This window comes from Paenibacillus gallinarum (assembly GCF_014836635.1).
Classification (GTDB): Bacteria; Bacillota; Bacilli; order Paenibacillales; family Paenibacillaceae; genus Paenibacillus; species Paenibacillus gallinarum.
Genome location: NZ_JACSQL010000012.1, coordinates 65,890 through 88,428 on the forward strand (window position 1 = coordinate 65,890; position 22,539 = coordinate 88,428).

The following is a 22,539-nucleotide window of genomic DNA, read 5'->3' on the forward strand; positions in this document are numbered from 1 at the left end:
ATCACGGAGCGTAAGGACTTTCACCAAGATACTGTGTAAGTCCTACATTCAATTTCTTAACAAAATTTGAATCTTTGAGCATCTTATTAACACTTTTCGGAGCAAGTTTACCATTAGAATCTACAAATGCACCTTTTTGGGGGTCAAATAAATACTTCTTATTATTTGCATCTTGATAATGAATTTGTCCGGGACGCTGACCGGGGTTAGGGTTTTCCACGTCTATTCTTGCCTTACTACCATTCTCCTTCCAAATCGTCTTACTGGTAGTTTGTACCCCTTTTGCCCCAAATAAAGCACAATTAGTGTTGTGAACCCAAATCCCAAGGTCACTGACAAAGTACGTATGGAACTCGTCAACTGTCATATTGTAAACCGTAACGTGCCTATGTTCCAATTCGATGCTTTGAATCTTGAGTATATTCCCGTCACTCTGAACAAGCAAGTCTCCAACCTTAAGGTCTTTGACATACCTCCATCCCTTGCCCTTTACCCAAAACGGATGGTTATAGGTCGATTCAACGACTTGGTCGCCCACATGTATTTGATAAATCTCATCCGTTTCATGGTTAAACGTAGCGGTAACCTCTTTAATAGCTATCTCGCCAGTTGTTTCATCCTTCGAGAGAACCCTATCTCCTATCTCAATTTCCTCGATAGGTTTCTCCCCGTCGGCTGTTTGAACTTTCGTTCCTGCCGTAAAGCAATTACATTTACTGATCGGCTTAACTACTTTGTTTATAATCTTACCATTTTTATTGACCCATTTTACAACTAATTTACCGCCTTTAAGGACTTTTCCGACTGGTATAAATCCTGCAACCGCCATTGACTTATCAAAGAACGAGGATTTAGGATCGGTCAATGTTCGAATATCATCCAGTACTAAGAAGTTTACTGTAGCAGATGCACCTTTTTTAATAGATCTCCATCTTGTCCCTACCCATTCCCATACATGACCACTAGGATCCACATAAATTAACGGATTATTTCCGACATACGTATACAAGTTAAGTGTAGATGGCTCGACCAAGTCTCCCTGATAAGTATCTTCATTAATAAATCTCATGGAATTAGGATCATAGTAACGGGAACTTAAATAATAATAACCGGATTCATCATCGTATATCTCTCCTGCATATTTATAGGGGTTATTAAAGTTTCCAGTCTCTTTTACAATCTTCCCCCATGTGTCATATTCATAGGTGTTTAACGTTTTACCAGCCTTATCCTTAATCTCAATAACATCACCGTGCGAGTTATAGTAATAATAGCCAGCAGATGAGTTATGATTTTCTCTAAATAGTAAGTTCTGCCCTCCCCATATATTACGTGCTTTGCTATTTCCGGATGTATCGAGTTCCTCAATTACTTGTCCATTAAGATACACGTAGCGGGTAACATCCGATGTATTTGAAGTTTTAGTTGCTCTTGTTCCATCACCATAATAAGTGTAGGCTGTCTTTTTTTCTACTCCATCGTTATCGACTGATATATATGAAGAAAGCTGGTTAAGTGCGTCATATTCAAGAGAAGCACTACCTGTCTGAAACTCGTTAAAATCATCTCCTTTAATGGCATTGATATTTCCTTGTTCGTCATAACTATAGTCTCTGCTTCCCAACTGATTAATTTCTTGCTTTAACCTATTTAATCCATCATAAGCGTACACAAACGAATCACTGTTTACAGTCTTCTTATTAACATTACTATAGCCATCGTACTCAATTTTCTCGTTCATACCACTAAACTGATTTGAAACAGTTTCGTTAAAGGAATTTGCTGTAAGCGTTTGGGAGATTTGATTAGGATATCTGGTAATTGTAGTTTGATTATCTTCCCCAATCGAATAATCCATTGTAGCTGTTTCCATACCAGGATAGCTTACACTCGAAATTCGCCCTAACAGGTCGTAAGTATAATCCACATGATTACCGTCTGGATAATACAAACCTGTCATCCGATCAAATGCATCGTAAGTCAACTTATAATTATGGTTTCCTACCGTTTGTGACTTTAAGCGGTTCCAGTCGTCATAACTATACTCGATCTCTGTGTTATCACTACTCGAGCTTATTTTTTTTAATAATAAAGAGAATGGCTCGTAAGATTTTTCTATTTGATAGACATTTTCGTTTTGTGCATTTTTAACTGTGATGTTCTTTTCCTGATTATATCCGTTATATTCATAGGAATAACTTTGCCCTAACTGATCGGTTACATTCGAAACTAAACCAATATTATTATAAATATAGTTAGTAGTACGAATGGTATCTTTTAATTCGGGAGTATCACTTAATTGGGTTTTTTTCGACTTAAGCAACCAACCCACTTCGTTATAAAAATCTTCTTTTTGCAAAACTCCGTTAATATAGCTTCTAGTTAATGAACCATTAAAGTCATAATAATAAGTATATTTCTGTTTTTCAGCATCTATCATTGAAATCAGATTGCCATCCGGATTGTAGGTATATTCTGTAACTTCCTTTTGGTCTCCAGTTTGGATGCTTGTTTTAATATTCTGACCCAGCGAGTTAAAAACGTTATATGTTTCCCTCTTCGAAGTTAAGCTTTTTTCCAAGTAGTAATCAGTTTGCCCTGAAAGGTTTTGTTTTGTTATTTCAGTTTTACCCTCTGGATTAGTGACCATAACTGTACTCTGAGGCAACTGCTTTGAACCGCTAACTGCTGTATTCGCATAAAAATATCGAGTGATGTAACCAAGAGCATCTGTAGTTTGAGAAAGTTCTCCATTACCGGCATACGCGAAAGTTGTCTTCATATCGTCGTTTCCATAAGGTTTGGTGGCTGTTTGTAACAGCCCTGTTTTATTAAAGCTATTTTCCACTAGAATTCGATCATTGTTACCTGAAATAGCAGACTGAATTTCAATATCCCCATAAGGTGTGTAATTGGTTATCGTTTGAATACCTTCTGGTGATGTTTCCGTTATCTTTCTCTCTTTATCGTTATACTCATAAGAATAATCTAAAGCAGGTTCTGAGGTAGTGGTAATATATTTTTCGGAAATGACACGATCATTAAAATCATATTTACTTTGCACCTGACTCCCATCAGGAAATGAACTCAAGATCTGTCTTCCATATTTATCATATTGAAAGGTATAAGAAATTGGAGTTGGTGAAGAACCATCTTTTAAAGTAAGGTAAACGGTTTGTTTGGTGACATTTAAACCGTTAGCGTCATACTCTAAATACTGTTCATATGCACGGTAATTACCGTATAAATCTCCAGAGGAGGTTACACGTATATGAGTTGGCTGTTTGTTGCTATTGTAAGATAAATAATCCGTAACTAAGGTGTCCGTAGATGGCTTTCCTTCATTAGAATAGCTGTTAATAACAGTATGATTTCCTACTGTTCCATCGGAGTTATAAGCATATGACTGCCTCTTAATTAGTGAGCTATCTGTAGAAACATTCTCAATATAACTTACTTGGTGAAAAGGTCCATTATATAAGTAATTTGTTACATTTCCAGATACATCCACCGTTCTTTTCGGAAACCCATAGTTATCATAGCTGTAGGACTGAACAGCTGCTTGATTAGTAATGTTTGATGCGTTGCCCCCAAAGTAAAGTTCTCTTTTGAGCTGCTCTGTACGGTTGTCTGAAGCTAAATAATCCGTAAATGTTTTTATTATAGATGGATCATATCCATTTTCAAAAAAACTAGCCATTACAACCGATTTCCCAAAGTCCACCTGTACTCCATCGATATTTTGCTGTAAAGGACTGTTCATATCTTGGTAATCAGTATAGCTATAAGTGTTTAGTACTTTTCCGTTACTATGAGGCGTGTAGTACTTCCATTCGTTAATGACGTAATCTCCATAGTTATAACCGTACTTGGTGGCAATTTGATCACCGCTTCGAGATGTACTATCGGAAAGTCTGACATAAGCGACTCCTTCTTCTTCACGAGAAATATTCCAAATTTCATGAGAATCTTTACTGTCGGAGGAAGTATTCTTTTGAAAGATTTTTTGATTATTATGATTATCGGTATAGGAATAATAAACATTCAATACAGGATGATAACCCACATACGTAATAATGTTAGAATCAAGAAAGACACGGTTGCTCCCTCGCTTTTTGACCTGATCCTTCCAATTATCAGCTTGATCCCACGAACCATCATACGTACTATATTGATAGTTTGTTGAAAGACCATCTTCTTCATTGATTTGTTTTAATAATAAATATTCAATTTCGCCATATGTGCTTCTATCCCGATTAAAAATACTTGCTGCCTCTGCACCATTTACGTCCAAAATAGGTTCGTAATTTTGGTCAAAATAATACATATAGTCGTCTTCAAAATTAAAATCTGCATGTCTGGAAGAATCAGGTTCGTAATAACTATAACTTTTTATCGTTCGTTTATTAATATTGTCTCTAACTGAATTAAGTTGATAGTATGAAGCAGGAATGGTTTGGATGGTGTAAGTATCTGGCTCTACAGATTCTTTGTCAACCAAACGTAATGTAGCTTGATGGTCTACAAGATCAGAATCATAGGAAAGGTCATAAAGTAATTCACCCTTTGTGTTGGTTACTGTTATCCCAATGATTCTCTGTTCAACTCTACTGATTTTAACTACTGAATTTAGTGAATCAGTAATCGTAATTCCATCTTCAGAGTATGCATAAGTTATTTTATCGTCTAGAAAATTCTTCTTGTAAAGAATCTCTCCTTCTTCATTAAATGCATATTCAATTTGATCATTTAGAGTTAACAAATGATTCCCAACACTATCCATTTTATAGATAACATTATGATATGGATAATTAATAGGATAGGACTTATCATTATTTTCATCGTTTATATCAAACTCATAGGTTGTTCCATCTTCTAAAGTAAATCGTCTTCTTCCTTGGTCAAATCCATATTCTCGATTGTATACATCATAGGAAGAATTAGGTTGAAAAATTAATGGAATGGTTTCGAAAATCCAATCCGTCTTCATAGTAGGAATATTGAGAGTCCATCCTGTAGACACAAAATAATCAGTGTCATTGACGGAGTCTATGGCCTGGCTTACGGTATTTCCCATACAGTCTGAAGCAGGAACTTTTGTGTTGTAATCACTATTAGATTGGTCGCATATTTGTGTAGATTCATAGGAGGGTAAGGTTGTTTTTGCATTCATTGAGTCGTACATCCGGATAATTGATAAGTCCAATCCATGCTTTCCCTCCAAATAAATGTCCGTATCTGCTTGTGAGGCTGAACGGTAAACAGCATTCACATCGGCCTCAGTATCAACTGAACGTTCATAGTGGTAAAGAGTATTACGGTCATTGAAATTGAACAATGTGGGCAAAGAAAACTCACGAAATCCAGAATAGACAGAGTCTGTGACAGAAGGTTTCTGATTATCGTTTACATCATAATCATCGCCCTTATCCTTGCTGTCCTCATGAGAATCAGAATTACCATATACATCTTCAATGACCTCTGTATAAACAGCATCCGTAACTGATTCAGGTAAGATAATAGCTTCTGAGTGAATAGGCCTGTTCTTGCTTGAGGAAATAGGATCGATCTCAAAGTTATAAGCTTCTAGTACAATCGGCGTTAAGCCTAAAATGATGTCTTTTTCTGATTGCGAAAACGACTTTATTAGAGAAACTAATTCATTTTTTTCAACAGAAAGACTTTTCATTAATAAGTCAGTATCAAGTAAAGAATTAAGTTCAGGATAATAATAGCTGGCAGCTAACAACATATCGGCAGAATAGTATTGTTTAACATCTTTAATTTGCTCATTACTTAGGCGACCAGGAGTAGATATACTTACGTAATCAGCCTCATCTACGAAATTACTTGTCTTCGTATCCTGTGCTGCTCTAGCTATTCCATAGAAATTGGCATCACTTAATATCATAGAAATGATAATGAACACATAAAACATTCGAGTCCATATATTGTTCTTCGTCATCTATTTTCTCCCTCGTTGTTATCGATCACCATGCGATCTATACTAGTGGTATTTCCTAATTCATCATAGTTGTATTCTGTTAGATATAACTTTCCATTCTTAGCAAATTGCTCTGATAATAATTGATTGAAAGTGTTATATTCAAACTTCTTTATACCAACATCATAGAAAAAATCATATATCTGGGTTATAACCCCGTTTTTTAGAACCCCTACTTTTAAAGTCGTTGATTTATTTATAGAAATAGGATTGTTATATTCTTTACCATTAGCTTTAGTAGGTGTCGAACCATCTAGAGTGTAAATCATTTTATCTGCTGAACTGTTTAGTGTTAGATAGAAAGGTTTCTCATAAACCCCGCTAGGCTTATTCACATGAACAAAATCAGGCGGTGCCCAACCATCTCTCTTAATCTGTGCATAGGCCCATATATAAACTTCATTAAATTTTTGATTGAATCCATCATTTAGTGCTTGGTTTATATTGTTCCATATTCCAAGGTGATCTTGGTCAAGTACAAAACCAGCAAAATAATGAATTAGCTCAGGAGGATAGTTCAACTGGGATTGAACAAAGATCATGGATTTTGAGTGTTTTTGCATTTGATCATAAATGAGGTAGTCATAGTCTTCTAACATAAAAAAATCAAGATTAGGATATCTCCAGTGTTTTTTAGGGAAATTCACAATACTCATCATACGTGGAACCCTATCTTTATCTATTACTGAAGGTGTGAAAAATAAAACAGTGAACTTAGCGTCAGCGTACTTCTCCTTTAAAGCATCTCTTAGAAGCCAAGTAAATTCACCATTTTTATCCCTAAGCCAGTTCAGCATTTCTTCATGTCCTCTAAAAGATTCTGTACTGGATTTAAAGACATAAAGGTCTTTTCCTGTTTCTTTTTTATAAAGTTCTTTTGTAGCTTTATCATAAAAGGTTGGTGGTTTCCCTTCTTTGTTTTCCATAAACCACCACCAAGGTTCACCCAACTGGATCGCAGGTTCAAGACCATTTTCTTTTGATATTTGTGCAAGTCCTAAAATATACTTTTTATAGAAACTTTGTACTTCACTATTTGTAAAACTTAAAAAATGAGGAGTCGGTGTCCAGCCACTAGTAGCTGGAGTATTATCCCATGCCCTTTGCCACCACTCATTTGGAGCATCTACATTTTCCATTGAAATCGAATTTATCAAGCTGAAGTTATTCTCTTTTAATCTTTGAACATAGTTTTGGTACCATTCTTCAAAAGCTGCATTAAAAGGATAATCAGATATTAGCCTCATCTCTCCATTAGAATATCTTTTATCGTAGAAATGAGAAGCCCCCACATACATATTTACGCTCCCAGAGTATCCTAACTTCACATAATCGGAGATTACTCTTTCAGGTGTTAAATTATAAATATCGTCATAATCGTCTGTTAGACGAACTTGATGTTTCGATTTAGCCACAGGATCACTTCTTAGAAAGCTATCTCCTGTTACCGTCCAATTTGTCATCTTTATCATGAACTTTTGAGAATTGGGTAAATAATCTTTAACTAAATTTGTATTGTAATCTTTTGAAACAAAAGCCCACATAAGTCTTTTAATATTGGTAACCGGTATCTTAACCCATTCGGGATTTTTAACCCATTCTTCAACATAAGTTTTAGTGCCATCTGGTTTGGTAATAACTTTACTTTCTTTAATATAAGGTTGCCAGCCTGCATAAAGATTGTTAAAGTCTATTGTTATTGCTCCCTGTTGACCTGTCGCATTGCCTGAAGTTCTTCTAAGAGGAAAAAGAGAATTTGACCCATCTTCCCAATCATCTTTAGGTCTGTCAACGACATAATTCCAGAGCCTCACATAAAAAATGTCTCCTGTATTTGTTTCAATTGTAAGCGCAGGAGCAGAATTTGAGTCCATTTCTGGGATATCCCCGTAAATATAATAAGAGTAACTCAAGTTCACATTTGTAAAGTCAGGATCTGTTGGGTATTTCAGATCCTTATGGCTATACAGATCCTCCGTTTCCCAACTCATGCCACTAAGATCATAGGTTGTTCTGAAGTTCCCTCTAGTAATGACTGTATTTCCATTGGTAACTGTAGCTGCCATCATATCGAACGAAAAATTATTTGTTAAATATTTTGGCATAAGCTTGTATATATCTTTATTCGTATTTCCGATACTTAAATTCTGCTTGTTTGGTATCAATTGAGAACTCTTTGATTTAGAACTATTTTTTGATGGTCGTGGTTTATATTCAGGAAACTGTCTATTCCAACTTTCTAACTGTCTAGCATAACTCTCATTAATCTTATCCATATTCACCTTCTGAAGGGTTTCATTTTCACTTAAGCTATAAGGTGTCTTTATACTACTATACGTTTTATTATCGTCTGCGTAAGTTTCTTGGCTTATAAAACAAATACTGCTTACTAGAAAACAACAGATTAAAAATCTATAAATTTTCTTGCTTTTCAATAAAATAACCTCCACATTAATAACAATATTACGTATTCACTTTACAAAAATGCGCTTTTGGGTCGACCCTCCTAATTCAAGCCTATTATTTTTAATAAAGTAAAAATTTTCAAGCGGGGTTTATATTATCACTTTTTAAATTATATGTTAATAGTTATATATACCTAATTAATGTATAATAAATTACTTATAACAAAATAAAAAACCTTGAAGGCATGATGAAGTGCACCCCATAGAATAGACATTGGAAAAACCCCTGGGTTTAACCGATGAAATTCTAGGGGGTGTATTTTTTATGGCAATGAAAGGTCAAAAGTTTAAGACATATTCTGAGGAACTCAAGATGGAGGCAATTCGTTTGCACGTAGAGGAACAATGGACGTATCGGCAAATCAGCGATCATTTAGGAATTCATGATCAGGACCGAATGAAATGTTGGATGCGGAAATACCGTGAACAAGGTGAGTTTGGTTTGTTGGATCAACGAGGAAGACGAAAAGAGTATTTAGATCAGGAGCGATATGTTCAGCAGCTGAAACGGGAGAATACCATACTAAAAAAGTATTTGAAAATCTGGATGCAGGAGGGAAAGAGCAACGCTTCAGACTCATCGAACAAACGGCGAACATCGGCCACATAGCGGAACATTGCAAGCTTCTTGGCGTCTCTAGAAGCGGCTACTATGCATATGTAAAGAGGAAGAAGAACGACCGAGATGCCGAGGCTAAACAACTCATCCGCACGGTGTACAAACGCTATGAAGGGAAATATGGCTATCGACAGATCCAGTTATTCTTGTGGCAGGATAAAGGTGTATGGATGAATCACAAGAAGGTACTACGCCTGATGCAAAAGATGGGTATTCAAGCCAGCATTCGCCGGAAACGCCGATTTAACGCGACATACCAGGCAGCCGAGCGTGTTGCTGATAATCTGCTTAAGCGTAATTTTACGGCTGAAAAACCAAACCAGAAATGGGTGACGGATGTGACCCAATACCGAGTAGGCAGCGCTGGTTGTATCTCTCGGCAGTGAAAGACCTATTCAATAACGAGATTGTAGCCTACCAACTTAGTGAGCGTAATGACAATGAGCTGGTACTTCAGACCTTCGCAAGAGCCTTTTCTAAACAAAAAGACGTGACTGGACTAGTCGTTCATAGCGACCAAGGATTCCAATACACGTCTCATGCTTACCACGACATGCTACCAAAGGTTGGCGCCCAAATTAGCATGTCTCGCCGAGGCAATTGCCTAGACAACGCCTCTATGGAGAGTTTCTTCTCGCATCTCAAAACGGAAGGTCTCTACCCTTATGATATACGAAATCTGGTAGAGGCACAAAGGAGAATGGAGAAATTTATCCATTTCTATAACCGAAGACGGCCACAACGGAAACTAAAAAAACTGACGCCGGTAGAGTAGCGACGCCAGTTTACCGCCTAGGGTCTTTTTTCAATGTCTACAAAATGGGGTCTTGACCATGAGGCAATCAAGGTTTTTTATTTCTATTTATTACTGAAGCGTGAAATCCATCCATCCTCAGTGTATAATTCTCCAGCTAAACCATCACTGATTTCTCTAATATTAGAATACTTACTTTCTGTTGCTTTAACCAGTACATTAATGTCTTCTTCTTGTTCTAATGTCCATAAAAAATGATGTAAAGTCGTATCAACAATTTTAGGAAACAAATTAGCGATAAATTGAACTTGTTCAGGACTAAACGTGCTTAATGTTTCAAATATTTTTTTCGATTCATTATCTCTCATCTTACCTTGGAATATTCTTTCCCAATCATCTATAGCTTCATCTCTTATTCTTTCCATTAAAAATTGACCAAAAAAATCTAATACCGGTTTATTATCACTCATTTTATTCCACTCCTTATTTATACCAAGGTATATTACTAGGAACTTTGACACCTTGATGACGTAAGTTTTTAAGAGACTCCGCAACTAAATCTCTAGCTTCTTGCCGTGTTGCTCCCCCTGCTATTAATGCTTCTACCGCAATTCGAGTATGCTCTTGTATTGAGTTCACTCTTCCACTTTCAACCACTTCTTCTATAAATTCTTCTAACTGTTTAATCGCTTTTCTATATAGGCTTTGTTGTTTATGAGTCTGTTAATCTTTTATTGATAGACTCTACTTTCTTGTGTTCAATTAGTGGTGGTTCATACTTACTACTTATTTTAATTGCTGCACCATAGGACTCGGATACGTAAACTGGCCTATATTTAGCTAACAAGGAAGAGCAATGCTTGGTCAGCATAGATCTGGTTCTAAAGATTATTTTTTACATATCGTATCCAGGAAATCATTCAAACATTCGATCATTTGTTGCTGTTCTTCTAATGTAAGATTCGTTTGTTCGTTATAATCAACATTAACATTTGTCGCTTTATTGGAAACATGATTGACAGTAGTATAATTGTTGATGGTTGTTTTGTTCGTTATATCATTCGTTGTATTAGTCTCTGCATTCCATGAAGTAGCTAGTGTAGTAGTTATTGCAATAGGAATGAGCGGTTTAGAAATTTCACGCATAATAATAACCAATAATATTGCCCAAGTTGGTCTATCCTCTGGCTTATCCTTTCTAACTATATCTACTATCTCGGCCTTAACATGTGAATATCCATTCGTAATTACATTCTTAAATTTATCACATGTCTGTACTGGTACTTCTTCAGAAAGTAATCTCTGTAAAGTTTCATTATTCTCATAGTTGGATAAGGTATACTCCACTCTGTTTAGTAGATCACTGTAATCAGGTAAGTTTTCAATCGTCTCTAATGCAGGTAAAGCAAATTTAATTGAATTGATATTATGCGATAAATCGCTTACCATACTATTCAAATCAAGGGTGATCGGATTAATAGATTGATTGTTCCATATTTCAGTCGCTTTCAATGCTGCTTGATATCCTTCTGAATTGTATATCGATACTATTCTTTGTTGCGTCTCTAAGTAAGGTGCCAGAAGCTTATTTTGTCTCTCAAGATATTCATTCATTCGTTGATGTTGCTCAGAGTTAAAGAAATTATTATCTACCAATACTACACCCCTTTTTAATATTATTTAGTTAGGTAGATTATATGTAATAATTTTTATTTGTATATATGTAGTATTTAAGAGTGAATAATAGGTTAGTGTATACTACATATTGTGTTACTTTGAACATAGCGGACTATTATGGAACATTGATGAGTAGATATTTGAGTTAGATATAGTTTGGTATAGGTGAATGTTATATCATGCTGGATGTGTATAGATAAACATAGGAAAGGACTATAAGCCCCTGCAATAAAGATAGTGATTCCATCATAATGCTCTCACCTCCTTGCCTGTAAGTGAGAGCCTAACCCCAACTGTTATATACTTGTCTAACGATCAAACACGCTGCACCGCAAAATCCATCTAAATATTTATACAGAAAAAAGACCTCCTGAAAAGGAAGTCTTCTACGATAACAACGCTGTTATTTTATAACAGTACATTCATTATATAATGTCTCTATGATTTTTACCATTGCGCAATGATTGTCGTTACCGTTTGGACTGTCAACATTAAACCAGACAACTTTTTTAAAGAATGCCGCTTTTGTTTTTGTACTGAATTGGGGTCACGTATCCTAATGTGCCATAAATGCGATGCTTGTTGAACCAATTCACATAATCATATAGTTCCAGCTCTAGAAAGTGAAGACTTTGAAAATTCATTTGGTTTACAAATTCCGTTTTCATCACTTTGTAGGTGGCTTCAGCTACGGCATTGTCGTAGGGACAACCTTTCAACCTTAAAGAGTGCCCGATTTGGAATGTCGTAAGAGTCTCATCGATTAATCTATTCTTAAATTCACTTCCACATTCGTATGAAGCCACCCAATGTCGCTCAAGTTGCCTTCTACCGAGGCGAAACCACATTGAACCATTTTTCTTTTGAAATCTGCTGCAAACGTGCATCTTTGCTTTGGCATAGTAGATCCGATCCTAATCGTATTCTCTTTATTCTACTAGCCCTTATTTTTTCTGTTCAACTAATTGTAGACAATCCATACTAACAAGACTCCTAGCCGTCAAGAATTATTGCTCTTGAGAGCAGGAGTCTTAAGTTGATCTTATCTTTTAAATTACTTAAAAATCAAAAGTTTTTTCAACGTCTAATTCAAATCCTGGGACTACCAAGGAACGAATCGTTCCACTTTTCTCATTTGCCAAAATTTCATATTGACCATCTTCATTTAAAGTAAACACCTGTACATACTTTTGAAGAGGATTAACAATCCAATATTCTTGAACTTTATATTTTTGATAAAGATTCAGCTTAAATACTAAATCGTGAGCTTGATTAGATGGGCTAATGATCTCAATGATCAGTTTAGGAACGCCAACATATCGCTGTTCGTCAAACCCAGAAGGATCACAAATAACAGATAAATCAGGAATTACGACTTTCTGATTGTTTTCTTCGTCAGACAGAACAACATCAAATGGGGCTGCTAGTACTTCACATTCTTTGCCCATTAATAAACTACCTAACTGAACACTTAATTTCATGGAAATGCGCTGGTGACTCGTACTAGGAGATGGCGACATGTAAACAACGCCATCGATATATTCTAACAATTTATTTGATGTACTTTTCAATTCTAAATATTCTTTATATGTGATGGGTGATTCATTTGGAATCTTCATTTTATTCACCATCCTTGTAAATATCTCGCTACTTACAGTATATCATTTAACATTCACATGTTGACGTCTATATTCATAGACTTACTAGTCAATAAATGAAAGAACCTTTAAATTGCAGTTCTTTTCGTTTCTTTTCGTAATAATTCTGTAGTTTTTAGCACAATCTTTTTAAGAGCTTCTAAGTTCTCTAGATCTATATTATTACTAGGTAGAAGTATTTTAGCTTCCTTTATCTCTTTTATTTCATTGTCAATGCTATCTATTTTATCTCTCAGATCCTTTATCGACCAAAGCATCTGCTCATATTCATCGTTCAAGGAGATTACAGAATAAATAATCTGATTTAATTGCAATTGATCTGTATTAATTTCTTTAGTCTCATTAAGAATGTTTCTTTGAACTGATAATATTTTTTTGTTATTTTTCGCCTCTCTTATTTGATTATCAAACTTAGCACGTAGTTTTCCATTCCACCTGAAGCCAACTGCAGCAGCCGATCGATTTAACTTTTCACCTACATATTCAAACGCATCTAATTGTGTTTTGCCCTTAGATATATATGATATTACTGTTTGTAAAAGTAATATGTCCTCTTCGGTTTTCCAGGCATCTCTTCTCTTCATCCGGCATCCTCCAAATATACGTTCTTAATCTCATATATATCCTATTGCATATCATTTTATTCTGCTGCCCACTAGTTTGATTAAAATACTTCAAATAGTGAGTTTTGTTTTGGTTTATTTCATTTACTTTCTTTCGTTCGGTACTAAATGATATAGAATATATCTTCCATACCAAATAGAATTATCATCAGAATAGCTGCAAATAATCGGATTTTGACCAGTAAAATTATTAATTTTGATAGTGTCAGGGTATTTACATTTACGGCAAAATGACTAGTACAGTTTCCCAAAATAGTGTAACAGTCGTTTCGTCCATTGTAACAGGTAACCGCAAACCATAGTCTTAATCGTAATTATTATTATTAGTGTATATTATATTCTTATTCGTAATTGTTACCATTTAATCGTAATGGTTACTATTAGCTATCAAGGTTATATACTTTACGATGTAATTTAATCGTTTATTCTATATCCAATAGTAAATTTGTTGTTACCAATAAATACAACTTTACTATCTTTTGCAATAGAAAAGAATGACCAATAAGGTGTCTCCTTATCCTTTTTAAGATAATTTCCCATTGGGTTTTCTTGTGGAATAACAGGCAATCCATACTTTTCTACCGACTCTGATTTATAACGTATAGCCCAACCATTACTAGCGAATCCGTTTAACCAATGTGCATAATCATTTAGGAAAACGTCGGGTTTACCTTTCACTAAGACGAACGCAACCAATTTTCTATCTTCAATTTGATATCTTGTTCCTTCTCCTATAAACATCTTATGATATTGTGAGTTTTTATCTTTAGGATCTACAAATATCAAATTATGAATAGAAGCAGTCCCTTTACCATTATAGAGAGTGAACTCAACACCTCTAAATCTCTCTAAAGTTTCTGGTCTTCCTGACTGTAATGTTGGTGTCATATTCATACTCTCTGCATTACTACCTGTCAATCCAACTTCCCTCAACTCTTCTAACTGTTGATATTCCTTGGCCTTCTTATCCTGTACCTGTTCATATCTCAATAGTATAGCTGCTACTTCAGCTCTCGTTGTCGTCTTACTCGCATTAAACTTGCCATCACTATATCCGTTCATTAATCCAGTTCCGAGCGCTACACTTACTACTCCATAATCCTTATCACTTAATCCGCCTTTATAATACTCAGCTACTGGAACAATTGTACTCATTGTATCTGATACAGCTTGCTTATAATCCTCATCCTTAACCTCTAATCCTGCTACCATCCATCTAACCATTTCCACTCTTGTTATTGCTTGTTGTGGTTTAAATCCATTCTTCACATATGTATTGCTATCTACAAATCCTTTTGCTATTGCTTCACTTACTCCTGACTCACTCCATCTACCTGTTACATCCTTTAACTCTACACTATCATTCACATGATCATTGTTAGATACACGAGCCATTAATACTGCAAATTCTTCTCTTGTTACTGGTGCATTTGGTTTAAATGATCCATCACTATAACCTTTAAAGTAACCTTTAGATACTGCTGATTGAATAGCATTGTTTGCCCAGTGTAATGTTGATACATCTTTAAACTTTGCATCTGCACTTACTAAACTCGCATCATGTACACCAGCTAACAAACTCAATGATAAAACTACTGCTACGATTATCTTACTTTTGTTTTTCATAAATTCTCCTTCTTACTGCGACTATTGATATACATATCGACCAATATTATACATTTGATAAGACTATTTTACTATTATCCAAATAAAAAAGAGAGCAATATTGTATCTTTGCTCTCTTTTTTATTTATATCATTTAATAGACGGATAAATCACGAAGGTTTCAAAATATAATTTATCTGCTCGCTCTTCTTTTTCATCTTCTGGTAAGTTTTCTATATCCTTCGAGTACAATTCAATACTTCTCCACAATCTTAGGCCTAGCTCAGGAAAATCATATTGACACCCTTCGCTATAAAAATTATTAATAGCGTATGGAGAAATTTCATTTAATTTTGGAATTAAGTCTTCCACTTTTGTCTGAAATAAATCGATATTGTACCCTTCTAAGACTGCTGCAATCGTTCTATCGTTTGATATTTCAAGTTCAGTTAAGCTTGAATTCGTATAACTGGTTGTAAGAACCGAAAAAGAATATTCTAAATCGTTTAAAATATGATTAATTTCCGCTTCAGACATACCTAATTTCAGTGGTCCAACAAATTCTCCAGGCTTAATTGTAACTTTATGCATTTTCTAAAAACTCCTTTACTTTGTTCTAATCCCAGGCAACTATACCAAGGTAATCTTCTAACCCTAAAATTGTGAGAAGTAGCTCGTTAAAATATTTGTTGTACAAGTTACCATTCTCTACATCTGGATCTGTAAGTTTTTTGAAATCCAGCACATTTTTCGAAATTAATTCTTCATATTTTCCAGCCTTTAAATAACTAACTTCTTCTGCTCTATAGGCAACTGCTGCAGTAGAGGAACCATGATTAAGGGTTAATCTGTGATCTCTATAAATCATTCTTATTGCAGGGGATTTATTTGGATCTTTGCCTATTTGCTTCAAAGCATCAGCTGAAATTAAGTGATGTCTTTCTCCTCCTAAAGCTTTGAATGTAGAGTCGCCATAAATGCCTACTTCAAAATTATATCTTTGATGAGAACGTTTCGTTCCTGCCTCGAAAGTTTCGCTTGAATTACTAGCTTTCCAAACAGTACCGTTTTCTGTAACTGTGATTTGATAAATAAAATAATCAGTTGTTTTATCCATCGATTGAGCCCATACGTTAAATACTCCCGAACCCACCTGCGTTTTTGTTACTAATGGGCCAGCTGCAGCCATTGGCCAATTATTATATGAAGAGTTATGATATCTCTTTTGAGATAGACTAACTGTATCTAATTTGCTTGTTCCTACCTTAGTAAAATTTACCACAAATCCTGATCTTTGTGCTTGATAAGTGATGAACCATGCGGTGACACTTTTAGGTTCTCCAGTTATCTCGTCCATTTCAGAAAGTGTAACAACATCAATGTTTTCTGTATTAATTGTAGGCTGCTCATAAACCATACCATATTTCTCTATGGTTTTATTCACTCTCTCTTCTCCGTATTTTGCAAGTATTTCATCAAATCCATCAGGATAAGTTCTTGTATTAAAAATTGAAAGTTTTAGAGCTTGAGCTTGTTGAGAGTAATTCATATCATCTAATTTCAATAGATCAGCTCTATTGTTTTCTTCAAGAAATTGAATTAATTCAGGATTATCTTTAATATCATCATAATGCATCATCTCTATAACTGAATCGCTCTCTGGATTCTCACTAATCAACTCAATTTCCGAAGCTGCCTCTGTATTGGATACAAGTAAAAACATTGATAGTACGAAAATACCGAAAAACGTACTCAAATTACGTAACACGACTTTTTTCATTTAATTATCCCCTAGTATGTCTCTGATGTGTATTTGTCGTTAAATTGTCTTGTGTGATATGTACCTAATTTCTCTCCTTTAATCTAAAATTTAAGCCAATTTAAGCCAACTTTAAGATAATACCATAATATTCTTATTTTATTAAGAAATATTTTCTTTAATTGGTTTATAAAAATTAAACTTAATAATAATATGTAAATAGTGATATAATATTATTACCATATTATTATTGGTATTTTTCTTAAACGAGCGAGCTAACATAAAAAACTCCACCTTATTAGGTAGAGTCATTGTTCATTATTTTCTTTCTATCCCATCTTGCTATATTAATATCAGTAGCTTCCTTATACTTATCCATAAATTGTTCTGTATTCCTCACACTCTTCAATAAACGATGTTTAAACTTATAGTTGCTATATTTAGATCCTCTAACATACTCAGAATACAACACATACTTTCTATTCATCTGCCTAATATGTTTAAACACTGCATCACCATCTAATCCAGTCTTACCTGCTATATCTTCAATAGTAAGTTTATTATCCTTCAGCAGCAATTTGTGTATCATAAAATGTTTAATATTCAATCCTATATCTAGATAATATTGAAATAGCTCACTATTAAATGTGCCAATCTTATTGTCATCAGATATAGATAACAACTGTATCTCTAACACCTGTTTATCAGGTATCTGCTTCTCTGAAAGAAATCTATCCCATCGACTAACATTATGTACTTTGATTAGCTTGTACTTAATTAAAAGATTCATAGCGTTATATATATCATACTTTGTATATCCAGTCTCATTTGAAATCATGAATGTCGAAGAAGGGAGTAAAAAATCTGCTTGCTCTTTTCATTGTAGTAAAGATCAGTATTGAGATTCTCGTTAGATTTATTGAATCGATCAATTAATACACTTTGACAGACTAAGAATTTTTAAGACGGGAAAAATCAGCTAAGTACGGATGAATAAATTCTATTTCTAATTTTTCATATACTGCAAAAATATAATTAGTGATTTCGTTCCGTCATTGTTGTCCTTAGTGAGTAAACCAAAGCTAATTGATATCAACAGAAGCACCTAAACGCCACTTTTTGTTGTGGATTCGTAAAATGGAAGCTAGATCTAGCATCGCTAAAATAAGGTCAAAGGATGTTCTCGATCCAATTAATATCAATCTTGCTGGGAAAACAGACTCTAATGTCAAACAAACCTTGTCACAGTTGGAATCTTTGATAGATTAACCAGAATCTCCTCCTTTACAATAATCAATTAAATATATACGCTCTCAATTTTCTTTTTGTGATTTATACAATTTAAAATAATATAAAAAAAGAAACGACATTGAAAAATCAGATGCCGTTGCTCCTCTATATCAAATACTGATTGTTTTCCTACCGTTGTTTCTATACTTAAGACTACAGACTACAAATACACCAAAAAGGTTTTGTTTGTTTTTATAATGAGTTATGAAACTTAATCGAATAACATAAGAAGCTAAATAAACTAATAGGTTCCATATTTATCTATATCGTTTATTAATGTTATACTAAATTTCATTAAATAAGAATTTAACGCAATTTCGTTTTAAATCGATTTTTAAGGTGGTAGGCTGATGGATTATGCAGAAGTCTTTGAGCAATATGACCATGAAATTAGGCTTTTTATTGCCTATATGAAAGATCGTGAATATTCGAAAGAAACTCAGAAAGGTTACCTACATGATGTAAAACACTTTTTAATAAGTTTGGATGGAAAGTCTGTAAAAGAGGTAACTGATATCGATGTCATGTATTATCTGACTGAGGTCCGTGAAAAAGGTGCTGGCCCGCGTTACCGTAACCGTTTTATATCACAGCGCCGGGGTAGAATCAGTAAGCGTATGGTGCAAACGATCGCCGAAAAAACTTTCACAGCATTATTGGAACAATATCCTCAATTTGCTGGAAAGAGGCTTTCTGCATGCAGTTTCTTTACTATACCAAGGTTCTAAGCGGCTTGCTAAATAGGCTTGTAATAACTGATTTAATTCAGTTGGAAGGGGAATGTATCTCCACTTATCGCCTTTTCCTAAAACTGCAATCCTAGAATTATCTTTATCAAAATCCGTAACGTTTAGTTTCACAATTTCACTTACTCGAAGCCCCGCATAAGCCATAAGAGCAATGATGGTTATATCACGGATAATGTGTCTACCATGGACAAGTTCTAAACACGCATCTAGAGCTTCCTTTTGAAGATACGTAGGCTGCCGATTTTTCTCCACTTTTGCTTTTTCGATTTCCACTGCTGGATTGCTCGCAGCAACTTTAAACTTTACCATCACTTTATAGAAAAGCCGAATAGCTGAAAAATAATTTTAAGATAGAAAAATTTATGATTTTTATAAAAGGTGTGAGTGATTTTGCGTTTCTTTTTAACTTTTTTATATTTTGTTATTAGTTGCACGATCTTAGCATTTGTAGACGCTGTTTGGGCATTAGGTTACGCAACAAAATCGTTTATTAAGATTTTTCTTTTCGGTCTAGTCCCTTTCGTTTTATTGTGGAAATGTAAAAAAGTAGAATTGCTCGGTCTATTTAAGTTTTCGAAGAGTTCTTTTAGAAAATCCTTGAGCTACGGGGGACTTGTGTACGGGATCATCGTAGGTGGATATTTTTTATTAAAGCCTTTCATCGATTTTTCTAATATTACAACCAGCTTAAATGATTCGGTTGGCGTAAGTGCATCTAATTTTATAATAGTAGCTTTGTACATTTCGTTGATTAATTCGTTTTTAGAAGAGTTTTTCTTTCGAGGATTCGGGACCGTATTCTTCAATGTAAGCAACAGGTGGTTAACATATATAACAAGCGCTGCCTTATTTGCTCTCTATCATGTAGCGATGATGATTGGTTGGTATGACTGGTGGGTCTTTGTATTAGCTATAATCGGATTGTTTGTTTCTGGTATTGTATTTCACTTATTAAACCAAGCATCGCATTCTTTATATACTTCTTGGTTTGTACATATGTGTAGTAACTTGGGTATTAATACCGTAGGGTTAATCCTTTTTGGCATTTTATAATAATTCACGCGAAAAATAGCATCCCCTTCGATAGTGGTTATTTAGAAAATGGAATACAGAGATTTAATTCTCAACATTAATCTTTAACAGAGCCCTTTATTATTCAAAAATTGAAATAGCCACTTTTGATTGAATAATCAAAAGTGGCTATTTCTCAGCTGCTTTTACATTATTATTCTATTGAAGTTTTTTTAAAATATGCCTAGTTTATTCGTAAAATTTAAAGTGGTTATAGTGACAAAACGATAGCTCAGTTTTGGTTGTATTAAATAATGAACTGGTTTTTGTTTGTTCTTATACATCGAGTTTATTTGTGATTGTAATATGTATAAAACACTAACTCTTTGAACATACTTTTAATAAGATGATTAAGCCGTAACAGATAGCAAGTATTTCGTAACTAATTAAATTGATAGACTTGATGTCATAATGAGATTATTGGATCTATGATTTACTATGAAATAAAGCTTCTAAATTTATAGATACACTATAATGAAGTCATTAAATATTATTTAGATTAAACTCTTAAGAAATCTTTCATTTACTAATATCAATATTTTCTTCCATAACCTCTTCAATCCATTCTAAATCTGTAAGCACTTCGTACACATCTTTTTTCACTAATATCTTTTCCTTGTTATCATAATCAATACTCAAAAGAAATCGCCCGTCAAATTCAGTAAGAACGAGGTACATTAAGTCTCCAATCTCCTTCAATATTCCACGATGGTCTTTGAAATTTGCTTCTCTAAAACATGTGAGGTTGTAACTATAAAGTGTATTAATAACCAGTTCATGGTCCCATACACCTTCATAAACAAAAAAATAACCTTTTTCAGTTATCTTGTTCGTAACCGAGATAAAAAAATGATTGCTTTCTCCAACAAGAAGTGCGTACATTGTAATTTCAACCTGAATACCGCCATACTTCATAAAATTAACAGTAGAAGTTCTTCCTACTTCTCCAATTAACAGTCTCTGAATAGAATCAGAGTATCTTTGTATCTCGATAAGCATATCAGACTTTTTTCCATCAAAATTCAGTATTTTTTTCATAATATAAATTTCTCCTTTAGAAGCACGCTCAGTTAGAAACATTTCCTACTATTATATATCGGTTTATACGATCATATTTGACTAGTCTTTGAAAAAGAAAATTCCACTCATATGTCTTTTAGAAGCTAAATTAACAATGTATATAACGATTACACGTACGTACACGTATACGTATACGTACGTGTTAATTATTTGAATAAAATATGAGTTGAAACTCTCATTGGTTCTACTCATATCAATATTGCTTCACTCTTTTTGACCTAACGTCTGACAAGAAACTTTATCCTGTTATCTATGCCTAGCTATGGTAGTGATATAACCAGTCAAAATTCCAGCACACGTACCTTTTGATCAGTGTTCTGAGGAGAGGGGCTTCTTCCGTTACCATTTCTAAACAAATTGGTTGTGAATAGAGGTATGATTTATAGCTAAAAAGCGAACTATTGACTATGTTGATTCTACTTGAGCATTTTGGACACGTACATGTAAGAGATTGATCAGATAATTATTTGATCTCTTACACGTGAATTATCTTTTTGTGCTTCCTTGTACGAAGGGGGAGCTAGGTTAGACACATTCCCAGCAATAAATTCATAGTTGTATCGTCCATAACAATATCTTGCTTATGTATCTATAGCTAGCTTAATTTAGAACACGTACGTACACGTATACGTGTACGTACGTGTAAAATATATAAACCGAGAGGACTTTCGTTATTTGAATTATAGAATATCGTTTTTTAAAAAGTTAAATATGTTTCTTACCTTTTCATTATTTCACTTATGTCACCCAGGGGATTTCGTTCTACCTGCTTAATGTCTAATACTTATACCTCAACGTTTACCGCTTAGAGAAGGCATTTCTGGTGATAACTAGAGAACAGTTAACAAGTAGGTAGGTTTTTTATAGCGTACTGCTAATAACTGAACCTAATTTCATAGCTGTATCATCTATGACAAAAAACTCAGCCAATATATGTCCCTTTCTATAATAATGATCTAGTTCAGTTCTTCTAATCCTGCACGTACGTATACACGTATACGTACGTGTTAGTTTTTTTCAAAATTATTAGTGGAATTATCTTTGTCGGTTCTCATCAATATCACTAAGAGCAGATGTCACTTCCCTGATAATCTTAGAGAACAGTTAGAACAGTTAACTAATGGGTAGTCCTTTTAGCTTCTATAGCTTCTATAGCTTCCACGGCTGCTTTCTGGATCTTGCTAT

Annotated in this window: 18 protein-coding genes and 1 pseudogene; 5 read left to right on the forward strand and 14 right to left on the reverse strand. The window is 34.3% G+C overall.

All coding sequences use genetic code 11. The annotated features are described in order from the left end of the window. Position 1 precedes the first annotated feature (1 nt). Both H9647_RS20520 and H9647_RS20525 read right to left on the reverse strand, forming a co-directional pair. Positions 2–5,965: a polymorphic toxin-type HINT domain-containing protein gene (locus H9647_RS20520; RefSeq protein WP_191803555.1), complete on the reverse strand. Its 5,964-nt coding sequence runs from the start codon at positions 5,963–5,965 to the stop codon at positions 2–4. Beyond that, positions 5,962–8,439, reverse strand: a complete 2,478-nt coding sequence (locus H9647_RS20525) for a chitobiase/beta-hexosaminidase C-terminal domain-containing protein (RefSeq protein ID WP_225229444.1) — start codon at positions 8,437–8,439, stop codon at positions 5,962–5,964. The genes H9647_RS20520 and H9647_RS20525 overlap by 4 nt, the downstream gene beginning before the upstream one ends. A 295-nt stretch (positions 8,440–8,734) precedes the next feature. Between H9647_RS20525 and H9647_RS20530 the strand changes: the two genes are divergently transcribed. From H9647_RS20530 to H9647_RS20540, 3 genes are all read left to right on the forward strand, one after another. Next, positions 8,735–9,079: a transposase gene (locus H9647_RS20530; RefSeq protein ID WP_225229445.1), complete on the forward strand. Its 345-nt coding sequence runs from the start codon at positions 8,735–8,737 to the stop codon at positions 9,077–9,079. 104 nt (positions 9,080–9,183) lie between these two features. Then, positions 9,184–9,474, forward strand: a complete 291-nt coding sequence (locus H9647_RS26225) for an IS3 family transposase (protein ID WP_191803557.1) — start codon at positions 9,184–9,186, stop codon at positions 9,472–9,474. Beyond that, positions 9,471–9,863, forward strand: a complete 393-nt coding sequence (locus tag H9647_RS20540) for a DDE-type integrase/transposase/recombinase (protein WP_191803559.1) — start codon at positions 9,471–9,473, stop codon at positions 9,861–9,863. Before H9647_RS26225 ends, H9647_RS20540 begins: the two co-directional genes overlap by 4 nt. 83 nt (positions 9,864–9,946) lie before the next feature. On the opposite strand, the gene H9647_RS20545 is transcribed toward H9647_RS20540, so the two are convergent. The 10 genes and pseudogenes from H9647_RS20545 to H9647_RS20590 form a co-directional block, all read right to left on the reverse strand. Beyond that, positions 9,947–10,312 (reverse strand): epimerase, encoded by a 366-nt coding sequence (locus H9647_RS20545; protein WP_191803561.1) that lies wholly within the window; start codon positions 10,310–10,312, stop codon positions 9,947–9,949. Between the two features lie 13 nt (positions 10,313–10,325). After that, positions 10,326–10,481, reverse strand: a complete 156-nt coding sequence (locus tag H9647_RS20550) for a hypothetical protein (RefSeq protein ID WP_191803563.1) — start codon at positions 10,479–10,481, stop codon at positions 10,326–10,328. A gap of 249 nt (positions 10,482–10,730) precedes the next feature. Beyond that, the gene (locus H9647_RS20555; RefSeq protein ID WP_191803565.1) at positions 10,731–11,498 is read right to left on the reverse strand and encodes a hypothetical protein; all 768 of its coding nucleotides are present in this window, start codon (positions 11,496–11,498) and stop codon (positions 10,731–10,733) included. A 530-nt stretch (positions 11,499–12,028) separates the two neighbouring features. Further along, a pseudogene (locus H9647_RS20560) lies at positions 12,029–12,318 on the reverse strand (IS3 family transposase); the annotation flags it as partial. Positions 12,319–12,577: 259 nt separating this feature from the next. After that, positions 12,578–13,138 carry a Uma2 family endonuclease gene (locus H9647_RS20565; protein WP_160035266.1) on the reverse strand — a complete coding sequence of 187 codons (561 nt, stop codon included), beginning with the start codon at positions 13,136–13,138 and terminating at the stop codon, positions 12,578–12,580. A gap of 107 nt (positions 13,139–13,245) precedes the next feature. Continuing rightward, on the reverse strand, positions 13,246–13,761 hold the full coding sequence (locus H9647_RS20570; protein WP_160035264.1) for a hypothetical protein: 516 nt from the start codon (positions 13,759–13,761) through the stop codon (positions 13,246–13,248). Positions 13,762–14,214: 453 nt separating this feature from the next. Beyond that, positions 14,215–15,426, reverse strand: coding sequence for an S-layer homology domain-containing protein (locus H9647_RS20575; protein WP_160035262.1), 1,212 nt, complete (start codon positions 15,424–15,426; stop codon positions 14,215–14,217). A gap of 129 nt (positions 15,427–15,555) precedes the next feature. Further along, complete coding sequence (locus H9647_RS20580; protein ID WP_160035260.1) at positions 15,556–15,996, reverse strand: hypothetical protein; 441 nt, start codon at positions 15,994–15,996, stop codon at positions 15,556–15,558. A gap of 25 nt (positions 15,997–16,021) precedes the next feature. Next, complete coding sequence (locus tag H9647_RS20585) at positions 16,022–17,185, reverse strand: hypothetical protein (protein WP_160035258.1); 1,164 nt, start codon at positions 17,183–17,185, stop codon at positions 16,022–16,024. A gap of 277 nt (positions 17,186–17,462) precedes the next feature. Next, positions 17,463–18,002 (reverse strand): winged helix-turn-helix transcriptional regulator, encoded by a 540-nt coding sequence (locus H9647_RS20590; RefSeq protein WP_191803569.1) that lies wholly within the window; start codon positions 18,000–18,002, stop codon positions 17,463–17,465. An 802-nt stretch (positions 18,003–18,804) separates the two neighbouring features. Between H9647_RS20590 and H9647_RS20595 the strand changes: the two genes are divergently transcribed. Beyond that, positions 18,805–19,182 (forward strand): phage integrase N-terminal SAM-like domain-containing protein, encoded by a 378-nt coding sequence (locus tag H9647_RS20595; protein ID WP_225229448.1) that lies wholly within the window; start codon positions 18,805–18,807, stop codon positions 19,180–19,182. On the opposite strand, the gene H9647_RS20600 is transcribed toward H9647_RS20595, so the two are convergent. Then, complete coding sequence (locus H9647_RS20600; protein ID WP_225229449.1) at positions 19,108–19,512, reverse strand: tyrosine-type recombinase/integrase; 405 nt, start codon at positions 19,510–19,512, stop codon at positions 19,108–19,110. The genes H9647_RS20595 and H9647_RS20600 overlap by 75 nt on opposite strands. A gap of 81 nt (positions 19,513–19,593) precedes the next feature. Here H9647_RS20600 and H9647_RS20605 point away from each other — a divergent pair, with 81 nt between their 5' ends. Next, positions 19,594–20,256, forward strand: coding sequence for a type II CAAX endopeptidase family protein (locus tag H9647_RS20605; RefSeq protein ID WP_191803571.1), 663 nt, complete (start codon positions 19,594–19,596; stop codon positions 20,254–20,256). 537 nt (positions 20,257–20,793) lie between these two features. On the opposite strand, the gene H9647_RS20610 is transcribed toward H9647_RS20605, so the two are convergent. Next, entirely contained in the window at positions 20,794–21,312 is a 519-nt protein-coding gene (locus tag H9647_RS20610; RefSeq protein ID WP_191803573.1) for a hypothetical protein, read from the reverse strand. Positions 21,313–22,539 lie beyond the last annotated feature (1,227 nt).